16 protein-coding genes are annotated in these 17,831 nt (G+C 69.7%); 8 read left to right on the plus strand and 8 right to left on the minus strand.

What is annotated here, in order from left to right:
* Positions 1 to 15: 15 nt before the first annotated feature.
* Positions 16 to 558, minus strand: a complete 543-nt coding sequence (locus ADL25_RS28920) for a GtrA family protein (RefSeq protein ID WP_059130773.1) — start codon at positions 556 to 558, stop codon at positions 16 to 18.
* A gap of 255 nt (positions 559 to 813) precedes the next feature.
* On the opposite strand from ADL25_RS28920, the gene ADL25_RS28925 reads away from it, so the two are divergent.
* The 3 genes from ADL25_RS28925 to ADL25_RS28935 all read left to right on the plus strand — a co-directional run bounded on the left by ADL25_RS28925 (position 814) and on the right by ADL25_RS28935 (position 3,727).
* A complete protein-coding gene (locus ADL25_RS28925; RefSeq protein ID WP_059130774.1) occupies positions 814 to 1,953 on the plus strand; it encodes a 5-(carboxyamino)imidazole ribonucleotide synthase in 1,140 nt (379 codons plus the stop codon).
* Between the two features lie 77 nt (positions 1,954 to 2,030).
* A complete protein-coding gene (purE, locus tag ADL25_RS28930) occupies positions 2,031 to 2,537 on the plus strand; it encodes a 5-(carboxyamino)imidazole ribonucleotide mutase (RefSeq protein WP_059130835.1) in 507 nt (168 codons plus the stop codon).
* Positions 2,538 to 2,542: 5 nt separating this feature from the next.
* Positions 2,543 to 3,727 (plus strand): dipeptidase, encoded by a 1,185-nt coding sequence (locus ADL25_RS28935; protein ID WP_059130775.1) that lies wholly within the window; start codon positions 2,543 to 2,545, stop codon positions 3,725 to 3,727.
* A gap of 126 nt (positions 3,728 to 3,853) precedes the next feature.
* Here ADL25_RS28935 and ADL25_RS28940 read toward each other — a convergent pair whose 3' ends face one another.
* Positions 3,854 to 5,011 (minus strand): acyl-CoA dehydrogenase, encoded by a 1,158-nt coding sequence (locus ADL25_RS28940; protein WP_059130776.1) that lies wholly within the window; start codon positions 5,009 to 5,011, stop codon positions 3,854 to 3,856.
* Positions 5,012 to 5,189: 178 nt separating this feature from the next.
* Between ADL25_RS28940 and ADL25_RS28945 the strand changes: the two genes are divergently transcribed.
* On the plus strand, positions 5,190 to 6,533 hold the full coding sequence (locus tag ADL25_RS28945) for a UDP-glucose dehydrogenase family protein (RefSeq protein ID WP_059130777.1): 1,344 nt from the start codon (positions 5,190 to 5,192) through the stop codon (positions 6,531 to 6,533).
* A 117-nt stretch (positions 6,534 to 6,650) separates the two neighbouring features.
* Here ADL25_RS28945 and ADL25_RS28950 read toward each other — a convergent pair whose 3' ends face one another.
* Entirely contained in the window at positions 6,651 to 7,151 is a 501-nt protein-coding gene (locus ADL25_RS28950; protein WP_059130778.1) for a CGNR zinc finger domain-containing protein, read from the minus strand.
* A gap of 164 nt (positions 7,152 to 7,315) precedes the next feature.
* On the opposite strand from ADL25_RS28950, the gene ADL25_RS28955 reads away from it, so the two are divergent.
* Both ADL25_RS28955 and ADL25_RS28960 read left to right on the plus strand, forming a co-directional pair.
* On the plus strand, positions 7,316 to 7,675 hold the full coding sequence (locus ADL25_RS28955; RefSeq protein WP_059130779.1) for a VOC family protein: 360 nt from the start codon (positions 7,316 to 7,318) through the stop codon (positions 7,673 to 7,675).
* A 31-nt stretch (positions 7,676 to 7,706) separates the two neighbouring features.
* Complete coding sequence (locus ADL25_RS28960) at positions 7,707 to 8,102, plus strand: VOC family protein (protein WP_059130780.1); 396 nt, start codon at positions 7,707 to 7,709, stop codon at positions 8,100 to 8,102.
* 15 nt (positions 8,103 to 8,117) lie between these two features.
* On the opposite strand, the gene ADL25_RS28965 is transcribed toward ADL25_RS28960, so the two are convergent.
* Entirely contained in the window at positions 8,118 to 9,233 is a 1,116-nt protein-coding gene (locus tag ADL25_RS28965) for a dipeptidase (RefSeq protein WP_059130781.1), read from the minus strand.
* 146 nt (positions 9,234 to 9,379) lie between these two features.
* A complete protein-coding gene (locus tag ADL25_RS28970; protein WP_079050630.1) occupies positions 9,380 to 10,675 on the minus strand; it encodes an LCP family protein in 1,296 nt (431 codons plus the stop codon).
* Positions 10,676 to 10,795: 120 nt separating this feature from the next.
* Here ADL25_RS28970 and ADL25_RS28975 point away from each other — a divergent pair, with 120 nt between their 5' ends.
* Entirely contained in the window at positions 10,796 to 11,368 is a 573-nt protein-coding gene (locus ADL25_RS28975) for an acyl-CoA thioesterase (protein ID WP_059130783.1), read from the plus strand.
* 57 nt (positions 11,369 to 11,425) lie between these two features.
* On the opposite strand, the gene ADL25_RS28980 is transcribed toward ADL25_RS28975, so the two are convergent.
* Positions 11,426 to 12,889 carry an LCP family protein gene (locus tag ADL25_RS28980; RefSeq protein WP_079050638.1) on the minus strand — a complete coding sequence of 488 codons (1,464 nt, stop codon included), beginning with the start codon at positions 12,887 to 12,889 and terminating at the stop codon, positions 11,426 to 11,428.
* Between the two features lie 116 nt (positions 12,890 to 13,005).
* Between ADL25_RS28980 and ADL25_RS28985 the strand changes: the two genes are divergently transcribed.
* Positions 13,006 to 14,037 carry a glycosyltransferase family 2 protein gene (locus tag ADL25_RS28985; RefSeq protein ID WP_059130785.1) on the plus strand — a complete coding sequence of 344 codons (1,032 nt, stop codon included), beginning with the start codon at positions 13,006 to 13,008 and terminating at the stop codon, positions 14,035 to 14,037.
* Between the two features lie 86 nt (positions 14,038 to 14,123).
* Here the strand turns inward: ADL25_RS28985 and ADL25_RS28990 are convergent, their stop codons facing one another.
* Positions 14,124 to 15,794: an LCP family protein gene (locus ADL25_RS28990; protein WP_059130786.1), complete on the minus strand. Its 1,671-nt coding sequence runs from the start codon at positions 15,792 to 15,794 to the stop codon at positions 14,124 to 14,126.
* Between the two features lie 213 nt (positions 15,795 to 16,007).
* Complete coding sequence (locus ADL25_RS28995; RefSeq protein ID WP_059130787.1) at positions 16,008 to 17,753, minus strand: LCP family protein; 1,746 nt, start codon at positions 17,751 to 17,753, stop codon at positions 16,008 to 16,010.
* Between the last annotated feature and the right edge of the window lie 78 nt (positions 17,754 to 17,831).

The raw sequence follows: 17,831 nt of genomic DNA on the forward strand, positions 1-17,831 counted from the left end.
GGACGAGGAGCCGACTCAGCGGTTGACGCGCTGGCCCTGACGGCGCTGCCGCTCGGCCGCCTCGAGGATGGACTCCGCACCTGCCACGGCCTCACCGGCCGGCAGCGTCCGGAAGACCCAGGAGCGGTAGGACCAGAACCGGAACAGCGTGCCGAGTCCGATCCCGAGGAACTTGAAGATGTTGCTCTGCAGCGGGGTGTCCCAGCCGAACCCGTACGTCGCGATGTACAGGACGCCGTTCTCGATCACCAGGCCCGCGGCGCTGAACAGCAGGAACAGTGATATCTCACGGGTGCTGCCGCTCTTGTCGCGGTCCCGGTAGGTGAAGTAGCGGAACCCGATGTAGTTGAAGACGATCGCCACGACGGTGGCGATGACACTGGCACGGACCACCTGGAGCCCGGTGGCGTGCCGCACGAGGTTGAAGACCAGCAGATTGACCAGCAGCCCCGCACCGCCGACCGCGCCGAACTTGGCGATCTCACGTATGAGCTGGTCGAACTGCCGGCGCATCGCGCCGGGGGGCTTGCTCTTCAGGCCTGTGGAACCACTGCCCATGGTGTTGCCAGCCCCCGTCGGGTCGGTCCTGTCGTCGATTCGGTCCGTCGCGTGCGCCGGCCCGGCAGGACGCGCCGAGCGGTTCCGTCAACTCCGCCATGCTAACCAGCGCAGGTGGCCGCCGCCTGTGGACCGGTTCATGAGGACGGAAAGAAAGCAGCAGGGAAGCGGGCCGACGGAACGCCGTCCGGTCGCGGGCAGCCGTCCCGCGGGGACGGAAACCGGCCGTGTCCGCGTGGCCGATACCCTAGGTGCGTGACGTTCCCGGTAGTCGGCATGGTCGGCGGTGGACAGCTCGCTCGTATGACACACGAGGCGGGCATCCCGCTCGGCATCAGGTTCAAGCTCCTCAGTGACACCCCCCAGGACTCCGCGGCGCAGGTGGTCCACGATGTCGTCGTCGGCGACTATCGCGACCTGGAGACGCTGCGTGCCTTCGCGCAGGGCTGTGACGTGATCACCTTCGATCACGAGCACGTGCCCACCGAGCACCTGCGGGCCCTGGAGGCGGACGGCATCCCCGTCCGCCCCGGCCCGGACGCGCTCGTGCACGCCCAGGACAAGGGCGTGATGCGGGCGAGGCTCGACTCGATCGGGGTGCCGTGCCCGCGCCACCGCATCGTGAGCGATCCGCAGGACGTCGTCGCCTTCGCGGCAGAGGGCGACGGTTTCCCCGTCGTCCTGAAGACCGTCCGCGGCGGCTACGACGGCAAGGGCGTATGGGTCGTGACGTCGCCCGAGGAGGCCGCGGAGCCGTTCCGGGCGGGCGTCCCGGTCCTCGCCGAGGAGAAGGTCGACTTCGTGCGGGAGCTGGCCGCGAATGTCGTGCGGTCCCCGCACGGACAGGCGGTGGCGTACCCGGTCGTGGAGTCCCAGCAGGTCAACGGGGTCTGCGACACCGTGATCGCACCCGCCCCCGATCTGGACGAGGCGCTGGCGCTGAGGGCCGAGGAGATGGCCCTGACGATCGCCAAGGAACTCGGCGTCGTCGGCCACCTGGCCGTCGAGCTGTTCCAGACCCGCGACGGCCGCCTCCTCGTCAACGAGTTGGCGATGCGCCCGCACAACTCGGGCCACTGGACCCAGGACGGCGCGATCACCTCGCAGTTCGCCAACCACGTACGGGCCGTCCTCGACCTCCCGCTCGGTGACCCGCGCCCGCGGGCCAAGTGGACCGTCATGGTCAACGTGCTGGGCGGCGACTACCCCGACATGTACTCCGCGTATCTGCACTGCATGGCCCGGGACCCCCAGCTCAAGATCCATATGTACGGCAAGGACGTGAAGCCCGGCCGCAAGGTCGGACACGTCAACACCTACGGCGACGACCTGGACGACGTGCTGGAGCGCGCACGTCACGCTGCCGGCTACCTGAGAGGCACCATCACCGAATGAGCTCTGCCCTCCCGTCACCCGACCACCACCCCTCAACGAGCGCTGACGCGCGCCCCTTCCCCTTGGTCGGCATCGTCATGGGGTCGGACTCCGACTGGCCCGTCATGGAGGCCGCCGCCAAGGCCCTCGACGAGTTCGAGGTCGCGTACGAGGTCGACGTCGTCTCCGCGCACCGCATGCCCCGCGAGATGATCTCCTACGGTGAGCACGCGGCGGACCGCGGTCTGAAGGTGCTCATCGCGGGCGCCGGAGGCGCCGCGCACCTGCCCGGGATGCTCGCGTCCGTCACCCCGCTGCCCGTCATCGGCGTCCCGGTCCCGCTGAAGTACCTCGACGGCATGGACTCGCTGCTGTCGATCGTGCAGATGCCCGCCGGTGTTCCGGTGGCGACGGTCTCGGTGGGCGGTGCCCGCAACGCAGGGCTGCTCGCGGCCCGCATTCTCGCCGCGCACGACGAGGACCTGCTCGGGAAGATGCGCGACTTCCAGCAGGACCTCAACGACCAGGCCACCGAGAAGGGCAAACGGCTGCGCTCCAAGGTCGAGGGCGCGACGGCGGGCTTCGGCTTCGGCACGGGGAAGTGACGCCGGTGACCTCGCCCTCCCTGGAGGCGGCCCGGAACCTGCTGCGCGAGTTCCCGGTGGTCGACGGGCACAACGACCTGCCCTGGGCGCTGCGCGAGCAGGTCGGTTACGACCTGGACGCCCGCGACATCGCCCACCATCAGAACGAGCACCTGCACACCGACCTGCCGCGGCTGCGCGAGGGCGGGGTCGGGGCGCAGTTCTGGTCGGTGTACGTGCGCAGCGATCTGCCCGACCCGGTGCCCGCGACGCTGGAACAGATCGACTGCGTACGGCAGCTGACGGAGCGTTATCCGGCGGACCTGCGACGGACGCTGACCGCCGCCGACATGGAGGCGGCGCGCGCGGAGGGCCGCATAGCGTCGCTGATGGGCGCGGAGGGCGGCCATTCGATCGCGAACTCGCTCGGCACCCTGCGCGGACTGTACGACCTCGGCGTGCGGTACATGACCCTCACCCACAACGACAACGTCGCGTGGGCGGACTCGGCGACCGACCGGCCGGCGGCAGGCGGCCTCACCGCCTTCGGCCGCGAGGTCGTGCGCGAGATGAACCGCCTCGGGATGCTGGTCGACCTCTCGCACGTGGCGGCGACGACGATGCGGGACGCGCTGGACACCACGGACGCCCCGGTGATCTTCTCGCACTCCTCCGCCCGTGCGGTCTGCGACCACCCGCGCAACATCCCCGACGACGTCCTCGAGCGCCTGCCCGCCAACGGGGGCGTGGCGATGGTGACGTTCGTCCCCAAGTTCGTGCTGCGTGCGGCGGTCGACTGGACGGCCGCCGCGGACGAGAACATGCGCACGCACGGCTTCCACCACCTCGACACGACCCCGCAGGCGATGAAGGTCCACCGCGCCTTCGCGGAGCGCAACCCCCGCCCCGTCGCGACCGTCGGGACGGTCGCCGACCATCTGGACCACATGCGTGAGGCTGCGGGCGTCGACCACCTGGGCATCGGCGGCGACTACGACGGCACGGCCTTCACGCCGGACGGCCTCAACGATGTCTCGGGCTATCCGAACCTGATCGCCGAACTGCTCGACCGCGGCTGGTCGAAGTCCGACCTGGCCAAGCTGACCTGGCAGAACGCGGTGCGCGTGCTGGGTGCGGCCGAGGACGTGGCACGGGGCCTGAAGGCCAGGCGGGGCCCGTCGAACGCGACGCTGGAAGAGCTGGACCGCTGACAGCGAGGGGGCGTGGGTCCGGCCCACGCCCCCGATCCACGGACGGGATCCGCCGCGCACCACGGAAAGGGGCACCCCGCGGGGTGCCCCGGAAACCTCCGTGCGCAGCCGTGACCGGCCGCGGTGTCACGGCAGGTTGCGCGCCATCACGATCCGCTGGACCTGGTTGGTGCCCTCGTAGATCTGAGTGATCTTGGCATCGCGCATCATCCGCTCGACCGGGTAGTCGCGCGTGTAGCCGTAACCGCCCAGCAACTGGACCGCGTCCGTGGTGACCTCCATCGCCACGTCCGAGGCGAAGCACTTCGCGGCGGCGCCCTGGAAGGTCAGGTCGCTGTCGCCGCGTTCCGACTTGGCGGCGGCCGCGTAGGTGAGCTGGCGGGCCGCCTCGATCTTCATCGCCATGTCGGCGAGCATGAACTGGATGCCCTGGAAGTCGGCGATCGCCTTGCCGAACTGCTTGCGCTCCTTGACGTAGCCCTTGGCGTAGTCGAAGGCGCCCTGGGCGACACCGAGCGCCTGGGCGGCGATGGTGATCCGGGTGTGGTCCAGGGTCTTCATCGCCGTCGCGAAGCCGGTGCCCTCCTCGCCGATCATGCGGTCGGCCGGGATGCGGACGTTGTCGAAGTAGACCTCGCGGGTGGGGGAGCCCTTGATGCCGAGCTTCTTCTCCGGGGCGCCGAAGGACACACCCGGGTCCGACTTCTCGACGACGAAGGCCGATATGCCCTTGGAGCGCTTCTCCGGGTCGGTCACGGCCATGACCGTGTAATACTCGGAAACGCCCGCGTTGGTGATCCAGCGCTTCACACCGTTGAGGACCCAGTGGTCGCCGTCACGGACGGCCTTCGTCTTCATACCGGCCGCGTCGGATCCGGCCTCGGGCTCGGAAAGGCAATACGAGAACATCGCGTCGCCCTTGGCCAGCGGCCCCAGGTACTTCTTCTTCAGCTCCTCGGAGCCGGAGAGGATCACCGGCAGGGAGCCGAGCTTGTTCACGGCCGGGATCAGCGAGGACGACACGCAGGCACGCGCCACCTCCTCGATCACGATGACCGTGGCGAGGGCGTCCGCGCCGGCGCCGCCGTACTCCTCGGGCACGTGCACCGCGTGCAGGTCGTTCGCCACAAGGGCATCCAGCGCCTCCTGAGGGAAGCGCGCCTCCTCGTCCACCGCGGCGGCGTACGGCGCGATCTTCGCCTCGGCCAGCGCGCGAATGGCGTCGCGGAGCATGGAGTGCTCCTCGGACGGGCGGTACAGGTCGAATTCAGCCGATCCGGCCAAGGTCTCTCACGCTCCAAGGAAGCTGCGGTGCCGACGCTAATTACCGTTAAGTAACCCAAATTTTAGGGGTACGCCCACACGAGTGATACGTGAGCTTGGCGACAGCGGGAAACCTGCCCGCCGAGAGGCCCGGCTATGCTCGGGCACCGATTCACCGCCGTCCCCCCTGGAGCACCCCATGAGCCTCAAGATCACCGTCATAGGGACCGGTTATCTCGGCGCCACGCACGCCGCCGCCATGGCCGAGCTCGGGTTCGAGGTGCTCGGTCTCGACGTCGTGCCGGAGAAGATCGAGATGCTCCAGCGGGGCGAGGTCCCCATGTACGAGCCCGGTCTCGAGGATTTGCTGCGCAAGCACGTCGCGGGCATCGAGGGCTCCACGGGACGGCTGAGATTCACCATGGACTGGGCCGAGTTGGCCGCGTTCGGCGACATCCACTTCGTCTGCGTGAACACCCCGCAGAAGCACGGCGAGTACGCCTGCGACATGTCTTTCGTCGACGCTGCGATCGCCTCGCTCGCCCCGCATCTGAGGGCCCCCTCCCTCGTCGTCGGCAAGTCGACGGTGCCCGTGGGCTCCGCGGACCGGCTCGCCGCCTACCTCGCCGAGCACGCGCCCGCGGGCGCGGACGCCGAGCTGGCCTGGAACCCGGAGTTCCTGCGTGAGGGCTTCGCCGTCCAGGACACGCTGCACCCCGACCGGATCGTCGTCGGCGTGCGCAGCGACCGGGCCGAGAAACTGCTGCGCGAGGTGTACACGACGCCGGTCGCCGAAGGGACGCCCTTCGTAGTCACCGACTTCCCGACGGCCGAGCTGGTGAAGACCTCCGCCAACTCCTTCCTCGCCACCAAGATCTCCTTCATCAACGCGATGGCGGAGGTCTGCGAGGCCGCGGGCGGCGATGTCGCCAGGCTGGCCGAGGCCATCGGCTACGACGACCGGATCGGAAGGAAGTTCCTGCGGGCGGGGATCGGTTTCGGCGGCGGCTGTCTGCCGAAGGACATCCGGGCCTTCATGGCACGCGCCGGCGAACTGGGCGCCGACCAGGCGCTGACCTTCCTGCGTGAGATCGACTCCATCAACATGCGCCGCCGGGGTCAGATGGTGGAGATGGCGCGCGAGGCGCTGGGCGGTGGTTCCTTCCTCGGCAAGCGGGTCGCGGTGCTGGGCGCGACGTTCAAGCCCGACTCCGACGACGTCCGTGACTCGCCGGCGCTGAACGTCGCCGGGCAGATACACCTCCAGGGCGGTCAGGTCACGGTCTACGACCCCAAGGGCATGGAGAACGCCCGGCGCCTGTTCCCGACGCTCGGATACGCCGGCTCCGCGCTCCAGGCGGTCCGCGGTGCCGACGTCGTGCTCCACCTGACCGAATGGCGGGAGTTCCGCGAGCTGGACCCGGCCGAGCTGGGCCGGGAGGCCGCCTCCCGCATCGTTCTCGACGGCCGCAACGCGCTCGACCCGGAGCTGTGGCGCCGGGCGGGGTGGACGTACCGGGCGATGGGCCGCCCCACGGCGTAGCGAAACCGGTGACGCCGGTCCGGCCGAGGCTCAGTCGGCCGGACCGGCGTCCGGTTGCATTCTGCCCCACGGCCCCCAACGGCGACCGGCGAGTCCCCGACCCCGCGGGCCGTTCGCCTACTTCGCCCGGTACCGCCGCATCTTCGCGCGCGCCCCGCACACCGCCATCGAGCACCAGCGGCCCTTCCCGGCCGGGCTGCGGTCGTAGTAGGCCCAGTGGCACAGCGGCAGTTCGCAGGCCTTCAGACGCAGCCAGGTGCCCGCCGTGAGCGACTCCGCGACGGCGGCGGCCACCCTGGAGAGCAGGGGCCCTTCCTCGACGGGGGCGAGGAGCGCCGAACCGTCCCGTGCGTCGACGGCGACGTACAGCGGCGCCCGGGCCAGCAGGTCGCCCAGGGGCGTCACCTCGCGGTGCGGGGGATGGCCCGCGTGCGCCAGGCAGACGGCGCGCAGGGACTCGCGCAGCTCGCGTACGTCCGCCAGCTCCTGCTCGCCGACGCCGAGCTCGGCGCGTCCCTCGGGCGTGTCCAGGCGATCGCTGCCCGACTCCAGGTCCACGGTGTTGACCAGAGCCTCCACCAGGGCGAGACCGCCGGGGGCGGGGGGTCTGTCACTCATGTCTGCGACCTCATGCGCGCGACGCCACCTTTCGCGATTCCCCTTGCGACGTTACCTCCAGTGCGGGAGCATGCGGTAACGGTTACCTGTTGAACGCCTCTATGGGTAACCCCTGATCCGTGTGGATCACGCAGACGCGAACCGCAGACTCCGAGGAGGAAGTGATGGCTCTCGCCAAGCTGGGCGTCGTCGTCCTGGACTGTCCCGACCCCCGAGCACTCGCAGGTTTCTACGCCGAGGTGCTGGGCGGCACGGTGGAGGGCGACGGCGACTGGATCGACCTCAAGGCACCTGACGGGCAGGCGCTGGCGTTCCAGGCCGCGGCCGGGCACGTGCCGCCGGCGTGGCCGGCCCCCGACGACTCGCAGCAGTTCCACCTGGATCTCGTCGTCGACGATCTCGACACGGCCGAGAAGGGGGTCCTCGCGCTCGGCGCCAAGCCGCTGGACGCGTCGGATCGCTCGCGCACATGGCGCGTTTACGCGGACCCGGCGGGGCACCCGTTCTGTCTCTGCGCCTGCTGAAAAGGGCGCCGGCTCATCGAGGAGGCCCACCATGGCACTGCCCGTCGCCCGTATGCGGTCCGTCGTCCTGGACTGCCCGGACCCACGTGCGCTCGCCGAGTTCTACGCCGAGGTGCTGGGCGGCACGGTGGAGGGCGACGGCGACTGGGTCGACCTGCACGTACCCGCGGGACCCCGGCTCGCCTTCCAGCGGGCGCCGGAACACAAGCCGCCGGAGTGGCCGAGGGCCGACGCCGACTCGCAGCAGCTGCACCTCGACCTCGACGCCGGTGACACCGTCGAGGCGATCGAGGCGGCCCAGGAGAAGGTGCTCGCGCTCGGCGCCCGCCCGCTGGACGTGAACGACCTGAACGGCAAACGGGACTTCCGGGTGTACGCGGATCCGGCCGGGCATCCGTTCTGCCTCTGCCGGATCGAGCACGCCTAGGTGTGCTGTCCCGGGTCAGCCCTCCAGGTCGGTGATCTTCGCCATGGACGGTCCCCGGCTCTGCTGTGCGGCGCGGGCCGTGAAGTCGGCGGTGCGCAGGACGCGCTGGACGTTGCCCCAGGTCAGAAGCGAGAGATCGGCCTCGGTCCAGCCACGGACGAGGAGTTCGGCGATCAGCGGCGGATAGCTGGAGGCGTCCGCCAGATCCGAGGTCTGCGCGGCCCCGGAGTCGTAGGCCCCCGACAGGCCGACGCACTCCGGGCCCGCGAGTTCCCGGACGTGGTCGAGGTGGTCGGCGACGTCCCGCACGGAGGGCCCCGTCTGCTCCGGTGCGAGCGGAACCAGGCACAGCCCCTGAGCCCGGCCCAGCTCGACGAGCACGTCGTCGGGGAGGTTGACCGGATGCGGGCGCAGGGCGCGGGCCCCGGAGCGGGTGAAGACGACCGGAGCCCTGGACAGTCTGATGGTGCGGTGGACCGTGGCCGCCGAGGCGCCCGAGAGGTCGGGGAGGACGCCGAGGCGGTCCATCTCCCGCACCACCTCCTCGCCGAACCGGGTGAGTCCGTCGTCACCCGCCCAGGACACGCCGGAGAGCGTGAGGAGCCTGAGCCCGAGGGCTCGCAGGATGCGCAGGACCCCGAGCGAGTCGCCGAGCGCGCAGGCACCCGCGGGACCGATCACGACGGAGACGCGGCTGCGGTTGCGCAGATCGGTGATCTGCGCGGCGTCGTCGGCCAGCCGCAGCCCTTCACGGTGGGCCCGTACCGCGGTCAGCACCAGGTCGAGCCGGTCGAGGGTGGCCTGCGCGGCCCGGTCGCCCGTCGGCTCCCCCGGCAGGTGCAGCGACCAGAACAGCGCGCCCACATACCCCTCCCGCAGTCGCGGCACGTCCGCGTTCCCGGTCCCCTCGCCGAACTCCACGTCGTACCGGGGCAGATGTCGCAGTGCCCAGGGCACCCCGGTGTAGCCGACCGCCACGGGGTGCCCCGCGAGGAAGCTGCGGGCGCGGTCGAGAGCGTCGGTAGCCGCATCGGGTGCGGTGTCCTCGGACCGCGGCGGCGGTTCGAGCGCAGGGGCGAGGCCGCCCACGGCCTCGGTGATGGTGTCCAGTTCGTCCTGAAGATCGGCCATGACGGGCTCCGTGGGTCGTGATCATGGTTCGGTTCACGGTCGCACGGCGGCCCGGCGGATTCCTGGTGGGTGAACCGTTCGGGGGTACGCGAAGGGCCCCGCCGTACCGCTCGGCGAGGCCCTGTCCGCGTACCAGTGCCCGGGGCTCAGTTCCCCGACACCGTCACCGGCTCGTCGTTCTTCAGCTCGTTGACCAAGGTCTTCACCTTGCCCTTGTCCCACAGCAGGTTGCCGCCGGCCGAGCCGGAGATCGGCATGTTCATGGACTTGCCGTCACCGCCGCTGACGCCCTTCATCGCCCAGAACATGGTCGCCAGGTTCCACAGGCTCATGTCCTTGTCGACGGACAGGGAGTCCAGGCCCGCGCCCATCGTCGGATAGAACTTGAAGGGGTTCAGGACCGTCGACGGGGTGGCCACCTGGTGGGCCAGGGCGGAGAGGAACTTCTGCTGGTTCTTCGTGCGCTGCAGGTCGCTCGTGGCGAAGGCGTGCCGGGTGCGGACGAAGGCCAGGGCCTGCTCACCGTTGAGGGTCTGCTTGCCCGCCTGGAAGTCGGCGCCCGAGTACTTGTCCTTGAAGCCCTTGTCGATGTCGATGTCGACACCGCCGACCGCGTCCACGATGTTCGCGAAGCCGGCGAAACCGATCTCCACGTAGTGGTCGATGTGCAGCCCGGTGTTGTACTCGATCGTGCGGACCAGGAGCGTCGGGCCGTCCTCGGCGTACGCCGCGTTGAGCTTCACGTGCCGGCCGGTGCCCTTGAACGTCTTGCCGGAGTCGGAGCCCACGTAGGTCGGGACCTCCACGTCCGAGTCACGGGGCAGGGATATCAGCGTGTCGCCGTTGTCCCCGACGTGCAGGATCATCATCGAGTCCGTCCGCTTGCCCTCGGCGGACCCGGTGTGCAGCTTCTTCTTGTCCTCGGCGGACATTCCTGCGCGGCTGTCGGAGCCGACGATCAGGTAGTTGGTGCCCTGGCCCGCCGCCGGCCGGTCGATGACCTTGGAGAGGTCGACGTCACGGTGGAGCTTGGAGTCGGCCCAGAAGTAGGTGGCCACCGAGGTCACGACCACGACGGTGAGCAGCGTGATCGCGATCCACTTGATGCGGCGGCCCCAGCTGGGGCGCGGCCGGTAGTGCTGGAACTCGGGGTCCTGGGTGTCGTCGTTGGGTATGTAGCCGCCGCGTCTCCCGCCGCCGCCGTACACCTGGCCCGTGTTGTAGCCGTTGTCGTACCCCTGGTCGTCCTGGTAACCGCCCGGGTAGGTCGGCTGCTGCGGCACCCTGCCGTACGGCGGCGCGCCCTGGGGGTCACGCGGCGCGCCGGGCTGGCGCCGGACCTGCCGCATCGCGCGCGCACTCTCCGGCTGTGCGCCGGCGCTGCCGCGTCCGTACCTGTTGCCGCGACTGTCGTCGGACCATGCCTCGGGCCAATCGTTCATGCGCCCCAGTGTGCAGGGTCGAGGTATGGGCCCGACAAGGGCCGGAGAAGAACGGGGTCAGGGCTGTTGCCAAGCTGACACAAAGTCTCCCCGGGTGCGCTCCCGCATAAGGTGGACGCCATGACAGACCAGGCCCCGGCCACGGAATCAGAAATTCCGGGCCAAACGACGGGGGATGTCCCCGGGAAGCCCACCTCCGCGTCCCGGACCACCCTCAGCCACATCATGACCCACAGCGACACCAACCTTCTGGGTACGGTGCACGGTGGTGTGATCATGAAACTCGTCGACGACGCGGCAGGCGCCGTGGCCGGCCGGCACTCCGGCGGTCCCGCCGTCACCGCGTCCATGGACGAGATGGCGTTCCTGGAGCCGGTCAGGGTCGGCGACCTCGTACATGTGAAGGCCCAGGTCAACTGGACCGGGCGCACCTCGATGGAGGTGGGTGTGCGGGTCCTCGCCGAGCGCTGGAACGAGTCGACGCCGCCCACCCAGGTCGGTTCCGCCTATCTCGTCTTCACGGCGGTCGACGCCGACGGCAAGCCCAGGACGGTGCCGCCGGTCCTGCCGGAGACGGAGCGGGACAAGCGCCGCTACCAGGAGGCCCAGATCCGCCGCACCCATCGTCTGGCCCGCCGCCGCGCGATCATGGAGCTGCGGGAGAAGCGGGTCGCGGAGGGCCACCAGGACTGAGGAGGCACGGCGGGGCGCCGGGACCGGCACCTCGGCGCCGAGGACCCCGGAGATGTCTCACGGGCACACCACCTGGTCCCCGGTCACCACCTGCTCCGGTTTCTGCGGCTCGGCCGCCCTCACCCGCCGCACCTGCTTGAAGTCGGCGCCCGCGACCACCTTCAGCGTCGGGCCCTGGCCGGGTGCGGGGCGCAGCTCACTGCCGGGCAGGGCCGCCGCCAGGGACTTCGCCGAGCGGTCCCAGCGCGGATCGTAGACGATCACCGTGCGCCGCACCGTCCGGTCCGTCGCGTTCGCGGGCCGGCGCGTCGTGTGGAACCCGCTGGCGAGGAGCCCGTCGTCCATACGCCGGCCGAGCCCTTCCGTGGGTGTCCCGTTCTCGACCTGCACCTGGATCTGTTGCGGGGGCACATCGACGTCCACCGCGGCAGGTCCCTTCTTCTTCGGCCGGGGCGGGGCGAGCGGCTTGTCGTCGCGCAGTGACCGGAACAGCGCTCCCGCCTTCGCGTCGTCCCACTTCACCGTCGAGCCGAGCTCCTTGTCCCGGAAGGTCATGTCCCCGATCGGCACGGTCGTGAACTCCGACGAACTCGGCGAGAAGTTCCGCATCGCCCTGCCGAGCCCGATCAGCTGGTCGGCCCCGAAGCCCTGGTCGGCCCGCACCGAGCCGAGCACGGCCCGCGTCACGTCCCGGAGCTTCAGCGGGTTCAGCAGCACCCCCGAGGAGGTGGCCCGTTCGATCAGTGCCGCGAGGAACTTCTGCTGCCGTTGCATCCGGCCCAGGTCGGACGCTCCGTCGACGTGCCGCGACCGTACGTACTGCAGTGCCTGCCCGCCGCCCAGCACATGCGTGCCCGCGGACAGGTTCAGCCCGGTGAAGCGGTCCTCGAGCGGCTGCGCGGTACACACCCGCACACCCCCGAGCACGTCCACCGTCTTCATGAAGGTGATGAAGTCGACCTCCATGTAGTGGTCGATCTTCAGGTGCGTCATCTTCTCGACCGTCTGCACGGTCAGGCTCGGGCCGCCCTCCGCGTACGCCGCGTTCAGCCGGATCGGATGATCCGGGTGCTGCGCCCCGGTCGCCGGGTCCTTGCGCGCCGCGATGTGCGTGTAGGTGTCGCGCGGCAGACTGACCACGGTCGCCCGGTCCCGGTCCGCCGAGATGTGCACGATCATGATCGTGTCGGTGCAGTGGCAGGGGTTTCCGCCCAGGCGGTACGCCCTGCGCTCCTTCTCCGTGATCCTGTCCCGGCCGTCGGTGCCGACCAGGAGGATGTTCATGCCGTGGCCCGCGGCGGGGCGGTCCTTCATGTCCCTGAAGGGGTCGATGCGGGAGATGCCGCCGTCGAGCAGGGCGAGCGCCGCGTGCCCGATACCCCCTGCCGCGAGGACCCCCACGGACAGCGTGGTGACCACCCGCGCCGCCCAGCCGGACTTCCTGCGCCGCACCTGCGGCCGCCGTGCGGGGGACCGGCGGACCGGTTGACGGCGCGCGGGCGAGCGGGTCGGCGTGGGCACGGGGGAGACCTCCGCGGAGCTGGTCGTGGGATCCCTGAGCACCGTAGGCCGATACGATCTGCGGCTCTCGGGCGGCGCGCATCGGGGTCCCCCGTTCGCGGTAACGTGAGGTTCCTATGAACGCCAAGCCCCACGTGCCGCTCCCCGCCGTGTCCGTGATCATGCCCGTCCTCAACGAGGAGCGGCATCTGCGCGGAGCCGTCCAAGCGATCCTCGCCCAGGAGTACGGCGGCGAGATGGAGATCGTGATCGCCCTTGGTCCCTCCGTGGACCGCACGGACGAGATCGCGGCCGAACTGGTCCGCGAGGATCCGCGTGTGCACACGGTCCCGAATCCGACCGGACGTACGCCCGCCGCCCTCAACGCGGCGATCAAGGCTTCCCGCCATCCGATCGTGGTCCGGGTGGACGGGCACGGCATGCTCTCGCCGAACTACATCGCGACCGCCGTGCGGCTGCTCGAGGAGACCGGCGCGCAGAACGTCGGCGGCATCATGCACGCCGAGGGCGAGAGCGACTGGGAGCACGCGGTCGCCGCGGCCATGACCTCGAAGATAGGCGTCGGGAACGCGGCCTTCCACACCGGCGGCGACGCCGGCCCGGCGGAGACCGTCTATCTGGGTGTCTTCCGGCGCGCGGCGCTCGAGCAGCAGGGCGGCTACAACGAGGAGTTCATCCGCGCCCAGGACTGGGAGCTCAACTTCCGCATCCGCGAGGCGGGCGGGCTCATCTGGTTCTCCCCGGAGCTGAAGGTGTCGTACCGCCCGAGGCCCTCGGTGCGGGCACTGGCCAAGCAGTACAAGGACTACGGGCGCTGGCGGCACGTCGTCGCCCGGTACCACGAGGGTTCCATCAATCTGCGGTACCTCGCCCCGCCGACCGCGGTGTGCGCGATCGCCGCGGGCGTCGTCGTGGGTGCCGCGCTGACCCCGTGGGCCTTCCTGATCCCCGGCGGCTATCTCGCGGCGATCGCCCTGGGCTCCCTCCCCGCGGGCAGGGGCCTGCCGCTGCGGTCGCGACTGCAGATCCCCGTCGCCCTCGCGACCATGCACATGTCCTGGGGCTGGGGCTTTTTGACCAGCCCGAAGACGCTGGCGAAGAGAGTCATCGCGTCCCGGCGTCCGGCGGTCGTCGCCGCCGCCGACTGAGTCCGCACGGGGCGCCGCCGCCGACTGAGCCGCACGGCGTGCTTCGCCGGGGCCCTCTCCGGGTGGAGGGGGCCCCGATCCCGCGGTCACCAGCTGTAGGCCGGGTCCACCTTCATGCACTGCTCGGTCGCGCCATTGAGTATGTTCGCCGACGTGGGGGTCTTGTTGTCCTCCTTCGGCGCCGTGTACGTGGTGCCCGACCGCCAGTCGGAACCCACGACGAGGGTGACGCCGGAGACATCCGTCGACTGCTCGACCGAACTCGCCGGGATACCGAGGGCCTTCGCGACCCGCTGGGCATCGCCCTTGAGGTCCGCGCTCGGGTAGCGGACCAGTGTCTTCTCCTCGGAGAGCACCGTCGAGGAGTCGGCCTTGGCCTCCGTGAAGCCGTCTTGGCCGAGGATCTGGGCCACCGCCCCGGCCCGTCCGCTCACCGGCGCCAGCGTGGACGTCCGGGTGCCGTTCTGGACCTGGACGGCGATCTTGTCATCACTGTCCGTCGGAGCCGTCGTGGCCTCGGTGGTCTTCTTCTTCGCACCCTTGCCGTCCAGCGGGATGTCCTCGCGCACCAGGCGGAACAGCTTCTCCGCGTCGCCCGGCTTGGGCACCACACGGGCACCGGCGTAGTCGTACGGCATCGTCGTCAGCGTGATGCGGTTCGAGGGCACCTTCTTCAACTCGGTGCTCAGGTCGTAGAGCTTCGTGACCGAGCCGAGCCCCTTGTCGACGGTGAGCGACGCGGTGGCCGTCTCCGCGAGCTTGCGGAGCTTGTTCGGGTTGCTCAGAGTGGCGTTCTCACGCAGCTGGCGGACCATCGCGCCCATGTACTGGTGCTGGGCCTTGGTCCTGGCGATGTCGCTGCCGTCCTCGAACCCGTAGCGCGTGCGCAGCCACTGCAGGGCCTGTGTGCCCTTCACATAGGTGGTGCCCGCCTTCAGCTTCAGGCCGGAGCCGTGGCCGGACGAGGTGTGCGAGTAGATGTTCTTGTCCACGCACACCGGGACGCCGCCTATCGCGTCCGCCATCGAGACCACGCCCGCGAAGTCGACCATGATGAAGTGGTCGATGTGGATGTCGGTGAGCTTCTCCCAGGTGGCCACCGAGCAGCCGGGGCCACCGCGGCCCAGTGAGTCGTTCGTCATCGCCAGGGACGTCGTCGCCCGGTAGACCTCTCCCGACACGGGGTCGGTGCACTTGGGGAGCTGCAGCAGGGTGTCACGGGGCATGCTGACCACCGACATGTTGGTGCGGTCCGCCGAGACGTGCAGCAGCATCTGGACGTCCGCGCGAGGGGCGCCCCCGAAGGTGTCCTTGGCGCCGCCGAGTTCCTGGTTCTCCTTGGTGTCGCGCGCGTCCGACCCGATGAGAAGGATGTTCAGCGGCATCTGACCCGCCGCGTTCGGCTTCGGCGCGACCGCACGGTCCTTGGCGTCGCCGATGTTGAGGTCGTCCTTCTTGATGTTGTTGTTCAGATGCTGGTAGTAGACGTATCCCGCGCCGGCGGTCCCGAGTATGACAACCGCCAGGACGGTCGCCGACCAGCGCAGCACCCGGCGTCTGCGACGCGGGCGCCCCTTGTGCACGATGCCGCTCCCGCCGCCCTGCCCGTCGTGGTCGCCCCGCTTCGGCGGTGGACCGTCGGAGCCCTCCTGGGCGCCGTCGTCCTGCCGGTCGTAGAGGCTTTCGTCCCAGCCCAGTTCACCGGCCTGCCGCACATGTGGGCGCCCCCCCTTTCCACGCACACCGCTCTGCACCAAGTCCTGCCTCCCCACCCTGCGCCCGACAACGGGTCCGTCCCGCGAGCCGGGAGGACGCCCCGTCGCGCCTCTCGTGCTTCGCCGTTCGGCGGACCGGACGTGCGTCCCACCGGATATGTCTCGCGTTCAGTAACTAGACGCTTGACGCGCCCGACAGGATGCATCCCGTCGGGCGCGAGTACGTTCAGTCAGACGCGTAATCGACCGCTGAGGTCACTTGGCGCACTGAACCTTGTCCGCCGTGGACTTGTCGACGTCCGGCGCCTTCGTCGGTGCTGTCAGGGGCACTCCGGCCCCCTTGAAGTCCTTGCCCAGGGTCAGCACGATCGCGGGGAGGCCCTGAGAGTTCTTCTCGCTCTGGCCCGGCTTCATCGCCGACGCCGGAAGCCCCATGATGTCCGCCAGCTTGCGTGCCTGATCCGCCTGGTCGGGGGCGTACTCAAGGGTCGTCTTGCTCAGTGGCGTGTCCGCGTTGCCGAGCTGGCTGGATTTGGGAACGCCCTTGTTGTTCTGCAGCCAGGTGACGGCTTCCTGCGCACTGCCATCAGGCGCACCGCCGTTGTAGATGTCGACGCGGACGTCGGACGCGGCCGAGCGCGAGCCCTTGAGGAGGTTGTCTGCTGCAGTCTTCTTCTGCTGCTGCTTCTGCTTGACCTCGGTGAAGGAGACGTCGCCCCTGATCGCCTCGAAGACCTGGGGGGCCGTGTTCGGATTGACGATGACCGTTTTCTTGACCACGCCGTCGGCCGGGTTGTCGAGGACCGGCACCGTCGTGAAGGTGAGGTTCTTGGGATTGAGCTTGCCCAGTTCCAGACCCAGGTCCTTGAGCTTGCCGATGCTGTTGATCTTGGAGTCGACGGTCAGCGCCTTGGTCGCGGCCTCCGCCACGTCCAGCATCTTGCTGGGGTTGGTGAGTGTGGAGTTGGACTTCAGCTTGCGCATCAGTGCGCTGAGGAACTGCTGCTGGAGCCCGATGCGACTCAGGTCGCCGCCGAAGCCCACGGAATGCCGGGTGCGTACGAAGGCGAGCGCCTGCTCACCTTCGATGTTGTGCGTGCCCTTCGTCAGCTTGAGATGCGAGTCCGGGTCGTTTATGTCCTTGCCCAGACAGACCTCGACACCGCCGACCGCCGAGGTCAGCGTCTTGACCGCGTTGAAGTCCGCGACCATGAAGTCGTCCGGGGTGATGCCGGTCAGCTCGGTGACCGTCCGCATGGTGCAGCTGGGCGTGCGGCCGTCCTGGCCGAGGCTCGTGTTGAAGCGGACACCTGGTGTCGCGGGGATGATCTTGGTGGAGCCGTCGGCCTGCTGCGTCGGGCAGTCCGGCACATCCACAATCAGGTCGCGCGGGATGCTCAGCGCGGTCGCGTTCGAGCGATCCTTGGAGACGTGGAGCAGGATGTTGGTGTCGGCGTGCCCGACGCTGCCCGTGTCGCCGTACCCCGTGTTGCCCTTGCCGGTGCGCTTGTCCGTGCCGATCAGCAGGATGTTGATGGCCTTGTCCTTCTGGAAGCCACCGGTGCCCGCGCCGTCGTCTGAGACCGACGTGATGTTGTCGTTGAGGTGCTTGATGTAGAGATACCCCGCCGCGGAGACCGCCACGAGGATGAACGCCATGCTGCCGCCGGTCCACAGCAGCACCTTCTTGGCCTTGCCCTTCCTGGGCTTCGTACGTCCGCGGCGCCGACCCGGCGGCGGCTCCTCGGGCGCCCCTCGTCGGCGGCGCTGCCCGGGCAGGGCGTCGGGAGCGGGTCCGTCCGGTGCCGGCCTTCGTGGGCCGGGTGCCGTTCGTGTGCCCCCCTGAGGTCCCTGCGACGGGTTTGCCCGCCGCGGTCTAGGCACGGACGACTGCGGTGCGGAAGGGCTCAGTCGCAGTTCGTATTCGCCGGTGCTCGGGTTGAGTACCCACTGGTCTGCGGGGTCGATGTTCTCTGCCCGCCCACGGCCTTGCGCGTCCACGGTTGTCCGAATCCTCCGTCGGGGCCACGCGGCGCCTTCCCCCTCGAGGCGCTCGGGTCTCTTCAGTCAGTGCGCGAA

It is taken from the genome of Streptomyces sp. NRRL F-5122, from assembly GCF_001507435.1.
Classification (GTDB): domain Bacteria; phylum Actinomycetota; class Actinomycetes; order Streptomycetales; family Streptomycetaceae; genus Streptomyces; species Streptomyces lannensis.